The sequence below is a fragment of the Spirochaetota bacterium genome (assembly GCA_004297825.1).
Lineage (GTDB): Bacteria > Spirochaetota > UBA4802 > UBA4802 > UBA5368 > FW300-bin19.
In genome coordinates, this window is record SCSX01000051.1 from 26,067 (window position 1) to 48,686 (window position 22,620).

A 22,620-nucleotide genomic window follows, 5' to 3' on the forward strand; every position below is an offset into this window, starting at 1 on the left:
CCAGGGATGTGAATCCCGAATGGACCAGGATTTCAAGGAAAACTCGATGACTAAAACCGATGCGGACAAGGAATTCCGTCCCGAGCTCCAGGGCCTGCGCGGCGTCGCCGTCCTGCTCGTGCTCTTCTATCACATGTGGCCGTCCGCCCTGTCGGGGGGCCTCGTGGGCGTGGATGTCTTCTTCGTCCTTTCCGGGTTCCTGATAAGCGGACTGCTGCTCGACGAATCGGACCGTCGGGGGGCCATCGACCTGCCGGCATTCTGGGGCCGCCGTATCCGGCGCCTGGTCCCGGCCGCGGCGGTCGTGCTCATGATCATACTCCCGCTCGTTGTAAAGTTCCTCCCCCCCACGCGGTGGATCGCCACGGGATGGCAGATTATCGGCGCGGCGCTGTATGTCGTGAACTGGACGCTCGCCGCGCAGTCCGTCTCGTACGCCGAACGCGGGGCCGATCCCTCACCGGTGCAGCATTACTGGTCCCTTTCCATAGAGGGGCAGTTCTATCTCGTATGGCCCGTGCTGGCATTTCTCATAACGCGCATTTTCGAAAAACGGCGGCGCTTCGTATTCGGGCTTGCCGCGCTCATGGTGTTTCTGGGATCGCTGTTGCACTGCATCCTGTTCACCTACTCCGGCTCCGCGGCGGCGTACTTCGTGACGACGACGCGCGTCTGGGAGCTGGCCCTGGGAGGGGTGCTCGCCGCGATAATGCCCTCGGTTCGCCTTTCCAACCGGCTCCGCACGGCGTTTTCGTGGACCGGGCTGCTCGCCATCCTCGTCTCGGGCGTCGCGTTCACTCTGCACATGGCGTTTCCCGGCTGGATCGCCCTGGTACCCACCCTGGGCGCGTTCGCGGTGATCGCGGCCGGGCAGGGCGGAAGATATTCGCCCGCCCGTTTCCTCGCCTGGAAACCGGCGCAGTACCTGGGGGACATCTCGTATTCGGTTTACCTGTGGCATTGGCCCCTGATACTGTTTCTCCCGCTGTGGGCGGAGCATGCCGGTTCCGGCCTTGCCACCGCGCTCAAGGGCGGGGTAGTGCCCGTGCTGCTTTCCCTGCTTATCGGCGCGCTCTCCAAGCACGTGGTCGAGGATCCATTCCGGCGCGGGGCCGTGGCGCGCTTCCTGCGCCTTCATAAACGCCCGGTTCCCTATATACTGGCTGCGCTGTTCATCGTGCCCGTCGTGTTCTTCTCCTGTCATCGCATCGCGGTGCAGAATGAGACGGAACGCGCCGCGAAACAGGAGCTGGACGCGCTCCTCGTCGAGGACCCTGATTATCCCGGCGCGGCGGCGCTCGATCCCGCGCACCGGAGGCCCGGTCGTCCCGGCGCCGCGCTCCGTCCCGATCCCCTGGTCGCGAGGAAGGACGCGCCCTCCGTCTACGAGGACGGCTGCGACGCGCGCCAGACCATGACGGCGAGCCCGTGCGAATACGGAGAGCCGGGCGGGAAACGCACGATCGTGCTTCTGGGCGATTCTCACGCGGTCCAGTACCTTCCCGCGATGGAGCGGCTCGCCGACCGGAACCACTGGCGCATCGTGGTTCTCCAGAAATCGGCGTGCCTTCCCTGCGACGCGCCGACCAGCGTGCGCGCGACGGGGCTCGTGAAACCGGACTGCGAAAGCTGGAAGGCGGATGCGACCAGGCTCATTATCGAGCTTAAGCCCGACCTCGTCGTCACGACGGGCGGCATGCCCAACATCTACAACGAAGTCTACATGGTGCCGGGGACGCAGGAAATAGTCGCGGGATACCGTTCGTTTTGGGGACGAATCACCGCAAAGGGAATCCGCGTACTCGTGATCCGCGACAACCCGCGTCCGATCTATGACGTCCCCTCGTGTGTGGCGATGAACCGTGATACTACGGGCAGATGCGACCACACCCGGGAGTGGGCGCTTGACCGCCACGACGACCCGCTCATCGAGGCGTCGCGCATGCCGCTTGTGGAGCTTTTGGATCTCACCGAGTTTTTCTGTGAAGGCGGAAACTGCCCGGTCGTGATCGGGAACGTGCTCGTCTACCGCGACGGCGATCATATTACGGGGAGCTATGCGCGGACCCTGGCGCCGTATATTGGGAAGAGGATGGAGGAAGTATTCCAGATTAAACAAGAACGGTGATACAACTGGTTCTTACTCTTATTCCATTCTCTTGGCGTATCTTTGACATTATTAAAAAAGATTTGAAAAACAATGCCTTTATTCGTATATATAGATATAGGAGACGGTGAATGAACAAATATACGGTCACGGTGCCTGCGGATAGACTGAAAGGAATAATTTCCATCCCCCCGGAATTCGAGCATCAGCAGCTTGAAATCGCGATATCCTTGAAAAAACATAAGGAATTCGATCCCAGGAAATTTCGAGGCGCGGCGCGAGGATCTAAAAAGCAAATCGATGAAGAACTAGGCGTCATCAGGCGGGAATGGGCGGCCCGCTAAACTAATTTCCCGCCCGCGTATTCGATAGAATCATGACAGCCTCGACCAACCGCATGACGTAAGGATTCATGAGAAAAAAATTCGACTATAATGACAAGATCGTACTCCTGACCGGCGCAACCGGCGGGCTGGGGTCCTCGCTCGCGCGCATGCTCGCACAGGCCGGGGCGCGCCTCGTGTTTTCCGCGCGGTCCCGCACGGCGCTCGAAGAGTTGCGTGCAGCGCTCGCCAACCCGGAGCGCGCGGAGATCGTTATGGCGGATCTTTCCGTCACCGGGGAAGGGCCTCGCCTCGCGCGCGAGGCCGAATCGATCTACGGGCGCATCGATGTCGTGGTGAACAACGCCGGTCTCGGTTATTTCGCGACGATGGATGAGGCGGACGAGGAGCGCCTGCGGTATCTTTTCGAAGTCAACATGTTCGCCCCGCTCGCGATTGCGCGCGCGCTGATTCCCGGCATGAAGGCGCGGGGCTCCGGCCGAATCGTGAACGTCGTGAGCTTCGCCGGACGGGTGCCCATAGTCACGAACGGGTCGTACGGCGGGAGCAAGTCGGCGCTCGCCATCATGATGAACACCATGCGCCTTGAGCTGGCCGGAACGGGCGTCGATGTCATAAATATCTACCCGGGAACGGCGGCCACGGCGTTCGAGGAGAACGCGCTCAGGGAGCCGGGCCGGGACCGGATTTGTCCGCGGGAAACCTGTGGCGATCCGCGGGACGAGGTGGCGCGCGAGGTTTTCGAAGCGTCAAAAGGAATGCCCGGCGAAAAATGGCTCGACCGGAGCGGCCGTGCCATGGCGGTACTCTCGCTCCTGTGGCCGCGCAGGGTGGAGCGCAGGCTCGAACCGCTCAGGAAAAGGGTGTTGGACGGGGAAGGGGGAGGAGGTACTTTCCGCGCGCGGCGCTGGCGTCTCTGGCAGGTCGAGACCTCGATCGCGTGCAACCTAAGCTGCATCATGTGCCCGTGGGACCAGGTCCGCGCCGCGGCGGGAAGCGAGGGCCTCATGAAGGAGGAGGTGTGGGCCGCGCTCCGCCCCCACCTGGGCGACGTCGCGTCGATCGACTTTTCGGGAGGCGGCGAGGCGCTCATGAATCCCCATCTCCCTTCGTGGATCGCGGAGGCGCACGGCGCGGGCTGCGTGACGGGATTCCTGTCAAACGGCAGCCTCCTTACGGCAGAGCGCGCCCGGGGCATCGTCGATGCCGGCGTGGACTGGATCGCGCTGTCGATCGACGGTGCGACCGGTGCGGTGTATGATTCGATCCGAAAAGGCGCGCGCTTCGACCGTCTCATCGAAAACATGGAAGCACTCGCGTCGCTGAAAAAACGAGGCCGCCCGCGTCTTGTCATCATTTTCGTCATGATGAACGACAACATCCACCAGCTCGACGACATGGTGCGGCTTGCCGCACGGTACTCGTTCGACCGGATCACCTTCAAGCAGTGCGACGTCATCCGCGGCGAGTCGGGCAGGGGATTCGGGCTGTTCGGCGGCACGCGAAACCGGGAGGTCCGGCGCTACGAGAAGATGGTGTCGAAAGCCCGCAGGCTTGGAAAGCGCCTGGAGGTGGAGGTATCCGGATTTTCGTTCGTTCCCGAGGAGCAGCCGGTCTGCGCGCAGGACCCGCGGTCGTCGGTGTTCGTGCGCTATGACGGGCGCGTTTCGCCGTGCATCAACCTCGCGTACGGCGGTGCGACGACCTGGCTCGGGAAGGAGGTCGTAATGCCGTCTGTCCACTACGGCGCGCTTCCCGCCGACGAGCTCGATTCGCTGTGGGAAACGCCTTCGTGCATATTGTACCGGACACGCTTCGAGGAGAGGTACGAATCATTCAATCGCAGGATCGCCGGGTATGACCGCGAACCCTCGCTCCAGTACCTCAGGCAGATCATGGAAGAGGCGAGGAAAGGCATGCCGGAGCCGCTGGAAGGCTGCAAGGTATGCCCGTACCTGTACGGAATTTGATCGTCGGTACCGGCACGAATTGCCCTTCAGTAGTATCGGAACCATAAATAAAAACGGCGGACAACTCGTGTCCGCCGTTTTCTGTTTCAAATAAGCGATGCCTACAGGGGAACCGGGAAAAGTATTCCGCCGAAGATCAGGTAGGCGATTATCAGCGTCCAGACGATGTTGAAGAGCTGCGCCACCGAGAACGCGAGCGCCGGCTTGCCCCCGCCCATCGCGACAAGCTCCTTGAACTTGGTTTCGAGGCCGATACACAGGAACGCGAGGGTAAACCACCATACCCGGATTTCCTTCGTGATATCCGTGACGGCTTTCGCGCTGGCCTCGGTCATGAAGAATGAGAAGAAAACCGATGCGATGATGAAACCCAGGACGAATTTTGGGAAGCGGGACCATATCTCCCTGATCCCGGGTTTCTCACCGGTGGCGGATCCCTGCTTCATGGAGAACCACACGGCGAGCCCGAACGCGGCGACGCCGATGAGCACGTTCTGCGCCATCTTGACGACGATCGCGACCGACATGGCCTTATCGCCCGCTATCGCCCCGGCGGCGACCACCGCCCCGGTGGTGTCGATCGTTCCCCCGATCCACGCCCCGGCGACCGCGGGTGACATCCCGACCCACTTGGCTATGAGGGGCTGAAGGATCAGCATGGGTACGGCCATAAGGAGCACGAGGGAAATGGTGTGACTTACTTTCTTGGAGTCGCCCTTGACCGCGCCGCCTGCGGCGATCGCTGCCGAAACGCCGCAGATCGATACCGCGGAGGCAAGGATGGAGGCAAATTCATCGTCGAGCCCGAGCTTCTTGGCGAGCCAGTAGCAGACGTAGAACACCGCCGCGATGACCACCACGGCCTGGATCATGCCGTATGCGCCGACCGTGACGATCGTCGTGAACAGGACCTCGGCCCCGAGCATGACCAGGCCGATCTTGATGAAGAACTCGGTCTTGACCGCGGTCTTGAGCCACTCGGGCACGCCGATCGTGTTGCTTATAAGCAATCCGAAGATAAGAGCCCAGAAAACGACCTCGAGGCCGTAATAGCTGATAATATCATTGCCGGCGATGAAAAAGGCGAGCGCCGACAGAATGAAGATTATGGGGAAACCTCCGGCGAACTTTCCGGCCGGCAGGCCCATCAGGAGCATGCCGATCATGCCGAGCACCCAGAGTCCGGCCAGCAGATACAGGGCAGGCAGCATGTTCTGCGCCGAGAATACCTTGCTCACCGTCGCACCGGCCGTTCCGGCGATATCCTTGCCGAGCTTTTCGCCCTTCTTCTTGAGATCGCCGTCCTTCGCGCCCTTCGCGGCCGCTTCGAATTTCTTCGCGGCTTCGCCGATGGCCTTCCGGTCCTTGGCGTCAAGCGCCGTTTTCAACGCTTTGGCTTCGGTTGCCAGCGCATCCTCTTTCTTGGTGTCGGCATCTTTTGCCAGCCCGTCCGCCTTGGGCGCCCACTTCTCGATTTTTTCCTGGAAAGACCCGTCGGTCACCCATTTCCACTTTGGAGACTGGAACGTGAGACCGACCATGAAGACGATCAGGACCAGGAATCCGATCCAGACCGACATCCAATCGTCGGATTTGATAAGGTTTTTCCACCGACTTTCGACTTTCTTATCGTCCATAAAGTACCCTCCTGGAATAGTTGAGCTTCATGAATACGAGTGTATGAGACTTGTTTGAGTCGTTGATTGACGTGATAAGCATGCTTATTTAATAGAACCCTCACCGGGAAATGCAAGTACTATTCACACGCAGCATCCTCCCGGGAATACGGCTACCCATTACCCACAAGTTAAAAACGCCCCCTATACCCCCGGCGGGGGGCAACGACATCTGCCAATGGTAGAAAATTGCATATTTTGCCGATTGCTGGAGTCCCCCTTCGGGGGATTTAGGGGGGCTCCTGAGGCAGTTTTTGTGATAGGGGTAATGGTCAAGGGAATACGGAGGGGCCGGGCCGGCGCCGATACGCTCCGTTCAGGCGCGGGGCAGGTACAGGCAGGATTAAATGTTGACACGTGTCCTTGGCGGCGGCGATAAATAGGGCCTGGACAATCATGATCATGAATGACGCCGCAGGAGCCTTGACCGGATCGATGGCCATCATTGCGAACAAGAAGCCGGGACCTGTACGGGACGTCACGGGCGGTCTTCACGGTTTATGTGGCTGCCCGGCGGGGAAAGCAGGTCCCGGGACATGATTCGATTCCGGCGCGGTTCGTTCGAAAAACCGTTATTGGAATTAATTCGTCATCCGTTTATTTCGCCGGTTCACTCGAGTCCTGTCCCGTAAATTCCTCAATGAACCGCAGGTGGTTGACGCAGCGTATTCCGCCAAAGTCGGGCGCGTCGTCGCCGCGAAAAATGAGCATCCCGGAAACGTTCCACGCCGCGGAGCGGGGCGACTCACGTTCGAGGGCGATGAGCTTCTTCAATCCCCTACAGATATATACTGTCAATATAAAATTGTAGATAATACCTCATTAACAACTCACCCCGCCGGAAGGCTCACCCTGATCGCCGTCCCCTTGCCCGGCGCGCTCGTCGCCTCGATGCTCCCCCCGTGCGCCTCGACGATCCGCTTGCACAGGTACAGGCCCAGGCCGTAGCCGCCGCGCTCGTGAGAGCGGGCCCGGTCGGCGCGGTAGAAGGGCTCGAAAATGAAGGGGAGGTCTTCCGGGCCGATGCCCGGGCCGCCGTCGCGCACCTCCACGACGATGGAATCCTCGTTATGCGAGATCGCGATCGAGATCGGGGGCCCGTCCGCCGGGGTGAACTTCACGGCGTTCTCGATGACGTTCCGGAACACGATGCCCAGGCGCTCCCTGTCGCCACGTACCGCGGGGGGAGGTGCGCCCTCCTGGCCCAACGCGTATCGGCCCCCCGCCGCCGTCGCCGCGGCCTCGCGGACCAGGGCGGAGATATCCACCGGTTCGCGCATAACGGCACCCGCCGGGTGGTCGAGCCGTTCGCTTTCAAGGAGCTCGCGGACCATGCCCTCGAGCACGTTCACATCATCGAGGATGCCGGCGCGCGCATTTGGATCGTCGATAAGTTCGCAGGCGAGGCGCAGCCGCGTGAGCGGCGAGCGGAGCTCGTGGCTCACGTCCAGGAGGAGCTGCTCACGTGAGCGGAGCATCCGCGCAATGGTCGTGTTCATGGAATTGAAGGAATCCGAGAGCGCGGCGAGCTCGTCGGCGCCGCGGACGGGGAGGGCATTGTCGAAATTTCCGCGCGCGGTTTCGCGCACCCCCCGGGCGATGAGCGTGAGGGGACCCAGGATGCGGCGTATCGCGAACCAGGTCCCGGCGAGCGCCGCGCACAGGAGCGCGATGAGCAGCAAGAGCGAGGCGTCGAACTCGTCGGGGGCGGCGTCCCCGCGCGGGACGAACACGAAGGTGTAGCCCTCCTTCTCGACGACGTAGACCATCCGACCGAGGTGAACGCCCGCCTTTCCCTCGCCGAACGGGCGCAGGCGTTCCAGGGTGCGCCGGTCGGCGGGGGTGCCGCCGGGGCTCGTCCACTCGACGCCCCTGCCGGAGATGCTTATATATAGAAGAAGATCGGATGCGCGCTTCTCGGCGACGCCCAGGTCGGGCGGGAGGCCGATATCGCGGACGAGGTACCCGATGTACGCGCTCATGTTGCGCGCGAAGACGGCACGGCCGCGGTAGGCGAAATGCGTGCGGAAGAACGCCCCCACGGCGAGGTTGATGACGACGCCCAGGAGCACGATGACGGCGAGTAGCCGCGCGAAGAGCGAGCCGCGGAGCTTTCGGAAGACGCCCTTTCTATCCATGTGCGCCCCCGTCCTCCCCGCCGATAAACATGTAGCCCGTGCCGCGCAGGGTCCGGAGAAAGCGCGGGGCCTTAGGATCGTCGCCCAGCTTCTGGCGCAGCCTGCTCACGAGCACATCGATGGACCGGTCGTAGGAATCGTCGTCCAATCCCTTCAACAGCTCGAATATGCGGTCGCGGTCGAGCGCGATCCCGGAATTGCGCGTAAAGACCGCGAGCGCGCCGAACTCCATGGCCGTGAGCTCCACGGGGTTACCGTCCACGTGCACCGCGCGGCTGTGGTAGTCGATCTCGAGCCCGGCGAAGCGCGCGATGCGCGATGATGCGCGGGGGGAGCTGCGCCGGAGCACGGACTGGATGCGCGCCACGAGCTCGCGCGGCTCGAAGGGCTTGGGAAGATAGTCGTCGGCGCCCATCTCGAGACCCACGACGCGGTCGGCGAGCTCGCCGCGGGCGGTGAGCATGATGACGGGGACGGTATGGGAGGCGCGTATCCGCCGGCACACCTCGAAGCCGTCCATGCCGGGAAGCATCACGTCGAGTATCACGAGGTCCGGGACGGCGTGCGCGATCTGGGCGAGCCCGTCCCCGGCGGTGTGGGCCGCGCGGCAGCGGAGCTCGAATTTCGCGAGGTACTCGGTGAGGAGACCGGCGAGCTTCTTGTCGTCGTCTATGATGAGAATGTCCCTGGGCATGGTCCCCCGGCGGCGTAAGAGTATCGGACCCCTCCCCGCCGTGAAAAGACAGCCGGAGGAGGGAGTCGTACCTTTCACGGGAATATAGGCATGTCCGGCGCGGGCTTCAAGGACTTTTTCGGGGGCCGGGGCGCGCGGGCGGGGCGAACCGTTACAAATAATATTGAAGATTCCTTGACACTAAGCGATATTAGTATTAATCGATGATCGACCCGGGCGGCACAATGAGCGCCCCGAAGAGGACATGCCCATAATGAGCACCGTCGCCATTTCCCGCGCCCGCCGCATACTGTACTTCGAATTCCCCATGGCGGACGATCCGTCCACGCCCGCGGGGCTTCCGCGGACCGTGCTGGAGCGCGCGCACGCGGCCGGGGCGCGCAACGCCGTGATCATTACCTCCGCGCCCGTCCATGCCGACCGCTACCGGGCGCTCACGGCCCTCCTGCGCCAGGAGGGGATCGCGGCATACTCCGACCATATCGAGGCGCTCGATATCGGCGGGTTCACCTCCATGCGCAACGCCGCCGACGACCTTCTCGCGTCCCTTCGGGATTCCAATACGCTCCTCATTTCCTACGGCCGCAGCCACGCGCCCACCGTGGTCGCCTGCGCCTACGTGGCCGCGGGGGTCGACGCACCGGGGGCGATCGACATGGCGCACTGCCTGCGCGGGGGCCGGAGGGCCCCGGACGAGGAGGGGGGGTATGTCTACCATTTCGGGGACTACCTGAACCTGAACCGGGGCGGGGAGGAGGCATGGGGGTCCGATACCCTTCGCGAAGTGACGCTCGATGTGCTCCAGGCGCCCGCACTGGGAGAGGAGCGTCTCACCCCCATCCTGGACGCGCTTCCGGCTGCACGAAGGCTCGTCCGCAAGGAGACGCCGGGCACCGATAAGGCGCCCGCGGGTAAAGAGGCTCTGACCCCTGTACCGGCGCCCGTCGTGGATGGGGCTCTGACCCCTGCGCCGGCACCCACCGCGCAAGAGGCTCTGACCCCTGCGGAAACCGCACTGTCATCCGCGGATGAGGGCATCCCCGAGGTACAGGCGGAGGAGGTGCCCGCCCCAAAGCGCAGGAAAGAGCGCCGGGTAAAGCAGGTGAAGCCTGCACGTCCGGTATCCCCGGCGCCGCTCCCGGCGAACGGGGCAGCGCATGCCGCACCCTTTTACCGCTCACTCCAGTTCAAGCTCATTTCAATCATCTCGATCATCATCGCGGTCTCGCTCTCGGGCATGATCTTCGTCGCGACCTACTTCTTCAGCCGTTACAACCGGATCCAGGTCGACGAGGCGAGCGTCAAACTCGCGGAGGTCCTCGCGCTCAAGGTCTCCTCGGACTTCGAGTCGATCATCAAGCGCGCGCGCCTCATCGACATCTCGGCCGCGCGCCCCGGCGCGGACCCGGCCGACTCGCCCATCCGCGGGGACCAGGACATCATGTTCGCCTCCACGGCGCAACGCTCCCCGGAGGGCGAGGGCGTGCGTTTCGACCGGCAGCTTTCCAACGACGATCTCCTCGCCCGGCTCCAGGTGACGCGTCCGGCGATCGAGGCGGCCGCGGCCGCGAACGGGAAGACCCTCGCGCGCTCGTTCACGGGTGAGCTTATCATACACAACGTCTCGCAGTCCTTCTCGGCGCCGGTGATGGCGCTGTGCATGCCCGAGGAGCGCGACCCGGCGGGGCGCGTGAATTCCATCATGATCTGTTTCGTGTCCCTCGCGAACATCCAGAAGGCGTTCGAGACCAGGGGCGACGTGACGCAGGCCTTCATGGTGAACGACCAGGGCGATATCATCGCGCACCCGGACGTGAACATCGTGGTCTCGGGCGGGAACTTCATAGACCTGCCCATCGTCAAGATGATGATGACCGGCAATTCCGTGAACGGCAAGACGCGCTACCGCGACGAGAACGGGGTGTTCCACATCGGGTCCTTCCAGAAGACGGGGATCGGGGCCTGCGGCGTCATCACCACGGTGGAGGAGCAGCGCGCGCTCGAAGAGGTCTACAACATCCAGCGCAGGAACATCTACCTCATGATCATCGTCCTCACCGTGGGGGTCATGGTCATATTCTATTTCGGGAAGTCGATCACGACCCCCATCGTGCGCCTGGTCGACGCGACCAAGCTTATCCGCGACGGGAACTACCAGGTGGACATACGCCCCACGACGCGCGACGAGATAGGCGAGCTCACGAGCTCCTTCATCGAGATGGGGCGGGGCCTGGAGGAGCGCGAGAAGATCAAGGCCGCGTTCGGGAAGTTCGTGAACAAGGAGATCGCCGAGGCGGCCATGCGCGGGGACCTGGCGCTGGGGGGCGAGCGCAAGAACGTCGCGGTGCTCTTTAGCGACATCCGGAGATTCACCGCGATCTCGGAAACGCTCGAGCCGGAGGAGGTCGTGGAATTCCTGAACGAGTACCTTTCGCGCATGGTGGGCTGCGTGAACGGGACGCACGGGGTCGTGGACAAGTTTATCGGCGACGCCATCATGGCCATCTGGGGCACGCCTGTGTCCCACGGGAACGACACCGTGAACGCGCTCGACTGCGCGCTCATGATGCGCCGCGAGCTCATCGAGTACAATCTGACGCGCGGCACGGACCACAAGCCCATCATTTCGATCGGCTGCGGCATCAACACGGGTCCGGTGCTCGCGGGGCAGATAGGCTCCCAGGACCGCATGGAATACACGGTGATAGGCGACACCGTGAATCTCGCCTCGCGCATCGAGGCGCTCAACAAGCCCTTCGGCACCGACATCCTGGTCTCCCAGGACGCTTATGAGATAGTAAAGGACACCTACGCCGTGGAGCGCATGCAGAAGATCCGCGTGAAGGGAAAAGAGGAACCGCAGCAGATATACGCCGTGCTCGGCAGGCTGGACGATCCCGCGCGGCCCCAATCGGTTCTCGATCTCAGGGCGCTCCTTTCCATTAAACCCTACGCGGGCGGGCAGGGGCACGGCACGGACGAGGGCGAAGTGAAATATGAAATTCTTGAGTAGCACATTCCTGGTCCCCGCCGTGGGGCTCACGATCGTCGCGACCTTCTCGACGCTCTTCTACGTGGACCTCACCCGCGCCGTAACGTCCGGCGGCCAGGAGGAGGTGGGCACCATCACCTTCAAGCAGCGCGTCGCCCAGCGCAAGTACTCCACCCGCGTCGTGTGGGAGGAGGTCCAGCAGGCGAGCCCCGTGTACAACTACGACACCATTCGCACGGCCGACCTCTCCGAGGCCGTCGTGAAACTCAGGGACGGCACCGAGATCATGCTCGCCGAAAACAGCATGATCATGATCGCGATCGCGAAGGAATCCGTGAGCGTGGATTTCAACCAGGGGTCCATCAAGGCATCGCGCGGGGAGGGACTCTCCAAGTTGAACATCAAGAGCGCCGATTCCAATCTCACGCTCTCCGACGGGGACGTGAACCTCTTCAAGGGCCAGGGCAAGGAGCTCAACGTAGTTCTAAACAAGGGATCCGCGCTCCTGGCCGCGGGCGGAAAGGAAAGCACGATAGGCGAGAACCAGCGCGTGGTCGCCACGGACGAGGGCGTGCAGGTGTACAACCTCTCGATCCGGCTCGTAGCCCCCGCGCCGCAGAAGTACCTCTTCTCCGCCGCCGATTTCCAGAACGTCGTGTTCACCTGGGAGGCGGTGCCCCAGGGTTTCGACGTCTTCCTGGAGACCTCGCGGGACGCCGCGTTCGCCGTCCCGCTCGTCTCGCAGCCGGCGTTCGGGAACGCCGCGGCCCTCACGCTCCAGACGGGTTCATTCTACTGGCGCGTGCGCGCGGTGAACCGCGCGAACCGGAAGATGGAATATTCCGAGACCAGGAGGCTTTCCCTTATCAAGAATGAGCCGCTCTTCGTGATCATGCCCCAGGACGGCGCGCGCCTCAGCTACGTGAGCGTGCCCCCGCTCGTGAGCTTTAAGTGGACCAGGGGCGAGAACGATTCCGGGTACACCCTCGTCATGGGAAACGACCCGGCCCTCTCCGCGCCCCTGAAGACCATGAAGCTCGACGAGCCCGGGATCGCCGTCGACAAGCTCGCAGCGGGCGCCTGGTACTGGCGCGTTACGCGCAAGATCAATGTGGGCGGGGAGGGCTATGCGGACGACAGCCCCGTGCGCTCGTTCGTGATCGAGCGCTCGGAGAAGATGCCCGCGGTCGAGCTCATCTACCCGCCGGACGGCATGACGATGAACAAGATCGCGCTCGACCAGGAGCCCGTCACCTTCACCTGGCGCAAGAGCGGGGAGATACCCGAGTACATGGTCACGGTCGCGGAGGACCGTGAATTCAGCGACGTCGTGTTCACGGCGGCCAGTAAGGCCAATTTCCTCAAGATGCCCAGGGCGCTCGGCAAGGGGGCCTACTTCTGGCGCGTCGCGGGCGTATCGGGCGTGGACTCGGTGACCGCCCCCTCGCAGCCGCGCTCCCTGCAGGTCTCCGATTCGAACGTGATCGAGCTCGTGAGCCCGGCGGCGGGTCAGCGCATTCCGCCGCGCGAGAACGAGAACATCGCCTCCGCGAGCTTCATCTGGAAGAAGACCGACGTGCGGGGACGCTTCGCCCTGGAGATCGCGCGGGACGACGACTTCACCGCGAAATACCGGGAGGCGTCCGTGGACGGCTTCGCCGCGGTGTTCGCGGACCTTGAGCCGGGGGATTACTACTGGCGCGTGAAGCTTATCGACGAGGCGGGACGCGAGCTCATGAAGAGCGCCGCGCCGCCCTTCAAGGTGCTCGCCCAGCTCGCGGTCCCGGTCGCGGACTCGCCCAAGGGCGGCGACACCGTGGATATGAGCGATTCGGACAGCCTCGCCTTCAAGTGGCGCCCCATAGACGGCGCGACCGTCTACCGTGTCGCGCTCTTCCAGAGAAAGGCGGGGGCGCTCCAGAATATCTATGAAAAGGAGCTCTGGGCCCTGGAAACCAGCTTCACCGAGCTCGACAAGCTCGACGTGGGCGAGTTCTACTGGACCATCCAGGCCTTCGACGCGCCCGGCGGCATGCAGAATATTTTGCGCAAGAGCGTGATTTCGGGGTATAACTTCAAGATAACGCTCGCTAAGATGGAGACGATACCGAAGATCGAGGTTCCTAAGACGCTTTATACGGAATGAAGAGCCCCCTCCCCCTTGATGGGGGAGGACGGGTGGGGGTGGAAAGTTGTGTAGTGCAGAAAGCGCCTCACCCTCCCCCGGCCCCTCCCCTCAAGGGAGGGGCGAAAAGGAGGAGAGGCGGGGAATGAAGAGCCCCCTCCCCCTTGATGGGGGAGGACGGGTGGGGGTGGAAAGTTGTATAGTGCAGAAAGCGCCTTCACCCTCCCCCAGCCCCTCCCCTCAAGGGAGGGGGGTTGCGGCATTTGACGAATTGCATATCGATAACAGCATATATACATTATTAATATGAATATAAAGTCCAAATTCACACGCAGCCTCCTCCCGCTCATGATCGCCTTCGCGTTCATGCTGGTTCCCCACGCCTGGCCGGAGAGCGCGGCCGATATCGACCGGAAGACCGATGAGCTTGTCGCGAAAAAGGATTACGCGGCGGCGTACGCCCTGCTGAACGGCGTTTTGGAGAGGGACCCCGAAAACCGCGCGGTAAAGGAGAAGCTCGACGGCCTCTACAGGGAAAAATACATCACCGAACAGGAATACCAGACCGCGCTCAGGAGCAGGAAGTTCACCACAACCGGCAACGCGCCCAAGCTGCTTAAGCTTGAATGGAACGGAGTCCCCGGGGCGAAGAAATACTCGGTGCAGATCCAGGACCAGTCGGGAAAGACGCTCTTCGACGGCACCGTCAACGAGAGCGCCGTGGAGCGCGCGTTTGACCCGGGGCAGTACCGCATGCGTATCGGCGCGATAAACAAGTTCAACAAGATCGCCGGGTGGTCCGACTGGCAGGACGTCTCCGTCGTGAAGGGGCGTCCCCCGGGGATCGGTTTCTGGGGGAACCTGCATATCAGCGTCGCGGCCGGCATGCCGTATTATCGGCTCACGGGCGATTTCAGCAAATACCTGGGAAACAGCTACTCGGGGGCCAACCTGACCGGCCGCTTCGAAGGGGGAAAGGGCTTCTGGAAATACACGGGCCTCGAATTGGAAGGGGCCTACGTGACCATGAAGTACGCCGGCGCGCAGAAGAAGGTCCCCGACAACGGGACGCTCATGATGGGCGGGGGCGCGCTCCTCGTCCGCACGGCGTTCGACTTTCCCGTTAACCTTATCGCGCGCATGGGCGGCGGCATGTGCTCGTCCTCCTACGAGTACACGACGCTCATCATGCAGAAACAAACCTACACCTCGATGGACCCGTACCTCCGCGCGGGGGTATCGATAGAATACGCCTTCTACAGGCCGTTCTTCTGCGAGCTGGGGGCCGATTATCTCTCGGTGATGTACAAAGCCTCGAGCCTGGATTCCACGCGGTTCTATTTCATGGCGGGGATGAGGGTGAAGTAAACGCCGGCTACCAGAGACTGTACTTGTCTTTCAGGTATTCCTGCACGCGTAAGAGCTCGGGCTCGCCCAGCGCGTTGTCGTAGATGATGATTTCCGCGATATAGCCGTTGAAAAATTCTGCCGAGGCGAAGTCGCGGGCGCCGATACGCACGACAGTGGACGCGAAGCTGAAGACCCCGACATCGAACAGCGCATCGCTAGGACTCGCACCGAACAAGGTGATCGACGAATCGTTGAAGTAGAGACTGGTGATCCCGGTTGTCGACTGCCGGAAGCGCTGCGCGGCGAAATTCCATTTGAGGGGTAACGTGATTGCAGTACCTGAGGCCGCACCCACTGTAACGCCGAGGGTTTTACGATCAACGCTGTAAAAGTCGCTCGCAGAAATAAAGGCCGGCCGGATATACGAAGATCCCGCATCGCCGATCGCGTACAGGGATTGCGCGGTCCCTAGGATTTCGGTCTGGAATACGATTATAAACGTAAAGTCGTTGTCGTCGCCGTTGAAAAGGTCGGAGAACCCCGGCTTCGCATACATGCTCTTTGTGTTGGTGCCGTCAAAATACAGGGCCGGTTTTCCGTTTTGTACATTGGTGCGAAATTTAGGCTGTTCTCCTGCAGACGTCTGCTCCGCATAATTTCCCAGGCCGGATGAGTCGAGCCATAGCCCGTTCGGATTTTGCCCGACGCCGTCCAGGTTGGCCATGTTAAGGATGGAATCCGCCTTGAGCCACTGGATGAGTCCATTCAGGCTGGAAGGAGCAAATACCGATGTGATGGAAGCATACGCTACATATCCGTCCGCATCCGTGACACGAAGCGTGTCGATATAAAACTGAGACCCGTCATCGACCGCGGTATAGAGCCCGCTTCCATCGACCGTACCGTCAAAAGTGCCGCCTGGAATGATTGTATAGGCATAGGGTCCCGTTCCGCCGTACCCGCTGAACTGCTGCGTCTTGTTGAAAGGCACTATTCCAGCCGCGGGGGTCACCCCAATCTTGAGCCCCCTTGAATCCAGGTACCGCTTATTAATTTCAGTAGCCGTGAGCGCCCGATTGTAGAGCGCTACATCATCGATAGCGCCTGTGAAGAAGTTGTTGCTCGTTGCGCCGCTGACAGCCATTGCACCGATGCACAGGGTGTCCCACGAACCGGTAGTAGTGAGCGTTGCCGGCGTTACGAGCTTTGCCGTCCCGTTTATATAAATTTGCAGATCGGTCCCCGCGTGGGTCACTACGACATGATACCAGAATCCAGGGAGCACCCTGACGCCGCTGTAGACCCAGACGCCGCTCGCCGCCCGGAACCCGATCTGGTCGTTGGTCGCCGCATCCACTGCGATGTAGCCCAGATAATCAGTATATGCCGAATCCGCCTGGCTGAAGGCGATGAGCGGCTTGTTAACCTGTAGGTCGGCTTCGTTGTTGACCCTGATCCATGCCTCCGCGGTGAAGTCCGTGGCGGAGGGGTCAAGCGCCGGAGCATTCGCTAGTAGTATGCTCGCGCTCCCATTAAAATTACCGGCCCAGGATGTTGAATCGACCTGGATTGCGCCTGGAGTGACTGCGGTAACCGTTCCAACAGGGGAGCCGGCAGCATGCTGCATGGTCTTGTCGGCCAGAATGGACCCGTTCTCCAGCATCCAGTAGCCCAGCAGACCGGAAACGTTCTCCACGGATTGAGCGTAGGAAATGACATTGATTGTTGTCGAATCGGAATGAAGGAGTGCGTCGGTCACAGAGACCGTAACGGTTTCCGGCAAAATGACCGCCGCGTTCTTGTAATAGCCCGTTACCGGATCGATGGTCCCCGAACCGGAGAGGACGGAGTAGGTGAAGGGGGCCGTCCCGTGTGCTGTCTTGAAGACCTGCTCCCCGTCCGGCGCCATGGTGACATTGCGCGGGTAGAGAATAAGCAGCGAGTACTGGGTGCTCTGGAAGTACTCCTCCAGTTCGACCACGGTAAGGGCGCGCTTATAGAGGATGACCTCGTCGATGGAACCGTTGAACAATTGCGTGACGGACGGTGAAGAGTCGATAAGTCCCCCGATCGCCATGTCACGCGTGGTGGAGGCAATGTTCATCGCAGCCGTCTTCACCGGCACGCCGTTTATATAAAACACAGTAGAGGTGCCGGATTTTACGAGCGCCGCGTGGAACCACTGCCCCGGGGTCGCGTATACGCCCGAATCGATCCACACCCGGCCGCCCGCCACCGTGTCGTAATACCAGCACCCGATCGTGTCGGTCGTTTCGGAGCGGATCGCGATGTATGCCGTTTCCCTGCCTACGATAGGATCGGCCTGGCTGAAGGCGACCATGGGCCAGGTGCTGTCCAGGTCCGCGGGCTTGATCCAGGCCATGATGGTAAAATCGGCAGCCGTGGGATTGAAGAGGCGTCCGGTGTTGTCGATAGTGATACAACCCCACGTTCCGTCGAATGCCGCGGCCTGGTTGGCAGGATCCTGAGCGATGTTAATGGGTCCGGCGGAATCTGTCGTCACGCCGACATAGACGGTGTTATTCAGGTAATGCCCGGTTTCGTCAACATTCTCCGCTAAGGCCTCCAGCCTCCATAGGCCTTCGATGCCCGGGCTTGCCAGTATGAAATCCTCGTAGGTGGAGACCTGGATGGTCGTTTCGTCGGTGTTCCCGGCGGCATCATCGACGCGGACGGTTACCGTTTCCGGGGCGGCGATGCTTGCGTTCAGGTAGTAGCCCGTTGCCGGGTCGATCGTTCCCGAGCCCGCGGAAAGCGAATAGGTGTAGGGGGGGGTGCCGCCGGTCGTGCTGAAAGTCTGCTCGCCGTTCCGCATCATGTTGATGTTCCTGGGGGTGACCATTATCCCCAGAAGGTTATAGTCGAGCGGGTCGGGCATCCTGGTGCATGCCGTCACGACCGCGAAAACAAGAAACGATATTAATAAACCCTTCATAGCCATCCATACGACTCGTCAATAGTCGTGTTCGAAGCAATGGCATGGGGTACGGAACAATATACATATAATACAGAGATTGAGGGGAAGGGTAATTATTTTATTCCGATTCGAAGAATTTTTCTTCTATGGAAGTTGATTTGCGGAGGGGTCCGGGGGGGGGGGGCCTAAAAACCGTATTTTTCCCTTACGTAGTCATAAACCCGGATGAGCTCGGTCGTTTCGTCCAAGTCGTGGTCGTAGACGATAATTTCCGCTATATAGCCGTTAAAGAACTCGAAGGGTGCGCCGTTGTCGCGTGCGCCTATATACGTGAGATCGGTCCCGATAAAAGGTAGTGTGGGGACGGTGGCAAAAAGCTGCCCCGACGGCAGCGCGGTGAGCACGGGGTCGTTCGTATTATTCAGGTAGAGCGAGGTAGTGGAAACAGGCGTACCGTAAAAAACCTGTGCGGCGAAATTCCAGTCCGCGGCGGTGAACGATGTGCCGTACGTGACGCTCTCGCTTGTCCCATCATAGCGCGAAACGAACGCGTCGATAGGGGAGCCAGGCTGCAGCCCCAGCGGAATAATTTCCCTCCCGGAGCTAAAGCTTCCAATGCTGTAGGCGGACTGGACGGCGGTGGAATTTGGCTTGAACACGATAATAAAGGTAAAATTATTTCCGGATGGTGCAAAATAGGTGTTCGCAAAGCTGTTCGCCACCGTCATATAATGGGCGGTACCGTTGAATTCAAGTGCCGGTTTCCCGTTGATTGCATTCGTCCTGTAGATCGGCTGCGTGGCGCCAACCGAGACCGCGGAGTTTCCCATGGAGCTTAAATCCAACCATAACGCAACCGGATTCGAATCCGCATAGCCCGGTGTCATAAAACCTGCGTTCAGCCACTGGATGAGTCCGGTCAACTGGCCAGGGCTGAAAACGGATAACACGGTTGCCTCAGCGGTGTACCCGTCGGCATCCGTAACGCGGATGGTGTCCGTCTCAAATGCGTGTGCCGCGTCATCGGGCGCGGTATACAAGCCGGAGGCGTTGATTGTGCCATCCATGGTGGGGATTTCAGCAGGATTCGGCACTATGGAGTAGGTATACGGGGCTGTACCCCCGAATCCCTGGAACGTTCTGGTGCCGAGATAGGGGACAATCGTCGCGGCCGGGGACAGGCCTATCTTGAGCCCCTTCGAAGTGAGGTAGCGTGCTGCGACTTCATCATCCGACAGGGCGCGGTTGTAGAGCGCCACATCGTCGATGTCGCCTTCGAAGTAATCGATCAGGGTAGGCGTATTGTCGGTGATCATCCCGCCGATCGCCAGGTTGCCCACCGCAGGAAGTACGGTGACACTGCCCTGGGTTTTTTTAAGATAGCCGTTCACGTAAATCTTTACTTCTGTACCCGATTTCGTGACGACTACATGATACCAGTTGTTTGGTCCGGGCACCACGGGAACGGTGCTGTCGATCCAGCTCCCCCCGATCCAGCTTCCTATTGAGTCGGTACCGGCGGAATTGATGCCTATGAACGCGATATCGTTGAACCCGGCGTCATCTGCCAGGCTGAATACCACGCGTGCATTGGATCCAGAAGTCGCGAGGGCTTTTTCATCGTTTACACGGAACCAGGCGGCAACGGTGAAATCGAGTGTCGGGTCGAAGACGGTCACAGGGGGGGGCGCCGGGACGTTGTCAATGACTATGTTCGATGCGATGCCGTCAAAATTTGCGGCTTCGCTTGAAGCGTCTATCTGAATCGCGCCCGGTCCGAACGTGAATGGTCCTCCGGGTGTGGCTGCCGTAAAATTCCCCACCTTGTCCGCCGTAAGACTTCCGCTCTCAAGCTGCCAGTAACCCAGCAGTTCTGAAACGTTTTGCATGGATTGTGTGTATGAAATGACATCTATCGTCGTAGAATCGGAGTGTCCGACGCTGTCTGTGACCGTGACAGTGACGGATTCGGGCGCCGCGGCGTTCTTGTAGAGGCCATTCACGCTATTGTAATTCATCGTCCCCGTACCGGTGACGGAGTATAAATAGGGGGCGATACCCCCCGCTACTTTAAATATCTGCTGTCCCTCGGGTGCCAGGGTGATAATGCGCGGATACAGGATGAGCTTTGTCCCCTGCGTGCTCTTGAAATAGGTTGCTATGTCGTTCGCGGAGAGGGCGCGTGTATAGAGGATCGCCTCGTCGATCGAGCCGTTGAAAAGCTGTGTGACGGATACGCCTCCCGCGGGGCTGTCAATCTTTCCCCCTATCGCCATGTCGCCCGTGGTTGGGCCCAGGTTCATCGGCGCGGTCTTCGCAAGCACTCCGTCCACGTAAAGGGACGCCGTCGTCCCCGACTTGACGAGCGCCGCATGATGCCATTGGTTCACAGTGGCGTATGCCCCGCTGTCGATCCACACTCGTCCGAGAGATATCGAATCGTAATACCAGCAGCCTATGGTGTCGGTCGTGTCCGTGCGTACGGCGATGAATGCGGATTCGAGTCCATCGGTCAAAGAATCCGCCTGGCTGAATATGATCATGGGTTCATTACTAGCTGCCACAAGGCTCGCGGGCTTGATCCAGGCCATGACGGTGAAGTCGCCGGCCGCGGGATTGAACAGTCTTACCGAGTTATCGATTATGATTTGTGACAATGATCCGTTAAACACAGCAGCCTCAGTGACAGGCTCCTGCACAATTGCAATGGGTCCCGCAACGTCCGTCGTGGGAAACGATGAAGAAGTATTGTTGCCGTAATGAAGGGCGCTGTCCGTCATCAGGGTTGCCGACTCCAGCCTCCAGAATCCCTCGAGGCCGGGGGTGGCGAGAATGTAATCGCTGTAATACACCACGTTTATCGTCGCGTCCGCCGATCTTCCCTGTGAGTCGACGACGTGTACGGTAACCATTTCCGGAGCCGCAGACGTGTTCTCGTACTGCCCGGCGGCGTTGACGGTCCCGGCCCCCGCGGTTATGGAATAGGTATAGGGGGCGACCCCGCCCGTGACCGTAAACGATTGCTCCCCCCGGAGGGCCATGGTAAGGGCGGCAGGATCGAGAATGAGGGTCATGCCTTTGGTCTTCATCACGTAATCGCCGATTTCTGCCGCGTCAAGCGGGCGCGTATAGATGAGGACCTCGTCGATCGAGCCGTTGAAATTGTCGGTAACAACGGACGTATTGTCGATCAGCCCTCCGATCGCCAGGTCGGTCAACGGTGATGAATTGAAGTTGGCTGTTGTAGTCTGCTTTTTTAGTATCGCGTCCACATACAGGTTGACCGTGGTGCCGGATTTTACCAGCGCCACGTGGTACCACTGTCCCGGTGCCGCATATACGCCGCTGTCGATCCAAGTGCTGCCCAGGCCCGTGTCCCAGTACCAGCACCCGATCGTGTCGGTCGAATCGGAGCGTACCGCGATGTATGCCGTTTCCTGGCCCGTGGTCGGGTCGGCCTGGCTGAAGGCGACCACGGGAGTCGCGGAGGCCAGGCTCGCCGTCTTGATCCAGGCCATGACGGTGTAATCGCCCGCGGGATCGAATCCGCGCGAATTGGTAATCGTGACATATCCGCCGCCCGAAAAATCCGCGGCTGTGTTGATTGGATCCTGGGTGGCGCTTATGGGCTGGTCGACGGCGTCTTGTGAAATGGGAACCGCGAATGCAGTGAGATTATAATTGGTGGTTTCGTCGTAGTCCCAATTGGGGTCAGTCATTCTCCACATGCCCTCCAGGCCGGGAATGCTGAGCAGGTAGTCCTCGTATGATCCCACGGTGATCGTGGCCTCGTCGGAATTCCCCGCGGCGTCCTTGACGCGGATTACCGCCGTGTCGGGTGCCGTCGCCGAGGCATTCACGTAAAGGCCGTTTGCCGTGATGCTTCCCGAACCGGAAACGACTGTGTAGCTGTAGGGAAGGGTGCCGCCCGTCGTGGAGAAAAGCAGATTGCCGCTCTGGACAATCGTGCCGGTGCGCGGGGAAATGGCAATACCAAGGTTGTTATGGTCCAGCGGATTCCCAAACCGATCACACGCGGTTAATGCCGCTATGGCTAAAAAAATTGCTGCAAGACCCCACTTCTTCATAATGTCAGCCTAGCACTCTCCGTCAGGAATGGCAACAATGTTTAAGATTTGGGAGAAATATATAATATCTACACAAGTGGAAGGGAAACGGGTAATTATTTTAGAACCGGAGTGCATAAATTTAATGTAAAGACTGTCGATGATGAAGGAATTGAGATTCACTAAGCATTCTAACAACCGGGACCGGGAGGGAGGGGC

10 protein-coding genes are annotated in these 22,620 nt (G+C 60.6%); 5 read left to right on the forward strand and 5 right to left on the reverse strand.

Annotated features, from left to right (window positions below; genetic code table 11):
* The first annotated feature begins 19 nt into the window (after positions 1-19).
* A complete protein-coding gene (locus tag EPN93_10605; GenBank protein ID TAL35333.1) occupies positions 20-2,128 on the forward strand; it encodes an acyltransferase in 2,109 nt (702 codons plus the stop codon).
* A 391-nt stretch (positions 2,129-2,519) separates the two neighbouring features.
* On the forward strand, positions 2,520-4,421 hold the full coding sequence (locus EPN93_10610; GenBank protein ID TAL35334.1) for an SDR family NAD(P)-dependent oxidoreductase: 1,902 nt from the start codon (positions 2,520-2,522) through the stop codon (positions 4,419-4,421).
* A 101-nt stretch (positions 4,422-4,522) separates the two neighbouring features.
* On the opposite strand, the gene EPN93_10615 is transcribed toward EPN93_10610, so the two are convergent.
* From EPN93_10615 to EPN93_10625, 3 genes are all read right to left on the reverse strand, one after another.
* Positions 4,523-6,058, reverse strand: coding sequence for a putative sulfate exporter family transporter (locus EPN93_10615; protein TAL35335.1), 1,536 nt, complete (start codon positions 6,056-6,058; stop codon positions 4,523-4,525).
* An 869-nt stretch (positions 6,059-6,927) separates the two neighbouring features.
* Positions 6,928-8,235, reverse strand: a complete 1,308-nt coding sequence (locus tag EPN93_10620) for a HAMP domain-containing histidine kinase (protein ID TAL35336.1) — start codon at positions 8,233-8,235, stop codon at positions 6,928-6,930.
* Positions 8,228-8,929: a response regulator transcription factor gene (locus tag EPN93_10625; protein TAL35337.1), complete on the reverse strand. Its 702-nt coding sequence runs from the start codon at positions 8,927-8,929 to the stop codon at positions 8,228-8,230. Before EPN93_10625 ends, EPN93_10620 begins: the two co-directional genes overlap by 8 nt.
* Positions 8,930-9,173: 244 nt before the next feature.
* On the opposite strand from EPN93_10625, the gene EPN93_10630 reads away from it, so the two are divergent.
* The 3 genes from EPN93_10630 to EPN93_10640 all read left to right on the forward strand — a co-directional run bounded on the left by EPN93_10630 (position 9,174) and on the right by EPN93_10640 (position 15,414).
* Positions 9,174-11,942 (forward strand): HAMP domain-containing protein, encoded by a 2,769-nt coding sequence (locus EPN93_10630; protein TAL35338.1) that lies wholly within the window; start codon positions 9,174-9,176, stop codon positions 11,940-11,942.
* Positions 11,926-14,067 (forward strand): hypothetical protein, encoded by a 2,142-nt coding sequence (locus EPN93_10635; GenBank protein TAL35339.1) that lies wholly within the window; start codon positions 11,926-11,928, stop codon positions 14,065-14,067. Before EPN93_10630 ends, EPN93_10635 begins: the two co-directional genes overlap by 17 nt.
* A 285-nt stretch (positions 14,068-14,352) precedes the next feature.
* Positions 14,353-15,414, forward strand: a complete 1,062-nt coding sequence (locus tag EPN93_10640) for a hypothetical protein (protein ID TAL35340.1) — start codon at positions 14,353-14,355, stop codon at positions 15,412-15,414.
* Positions 15,415-15,421: 7 nt separating this feature from the next.
* On the opposite strand, the gene EPN93_10645 is transcribed toward EPN93_10640, so the two are convergent.
* On the reverse strand, positions 15,422-18,358 hold the full coding sequence (locus EPN93_10645) for a LamG domain-containing protein (GenBank protein ID TAL35341.1): 2,937 nt from the start codon (positions 18,356-18,358) through the stop codon (positions 15,422-15,424).
* A gap of 161 nt (positions 18,359-18,519) precedes the next feature.
* The gene (locus tag EPN93_10650; protein ID TAL35342.1) at positions 18,520-22,422 is read right to left on the reverse strand and encodes a hypothetical protein; all 3,903 of its coding nucleotides are present in this window, start codon (positions 22,420-22,422) and stop codon (positions 18,520-18,522) included.
* Between the last annotated feature and the right edge of the window lie 198 nt (positions 22,423-22,620).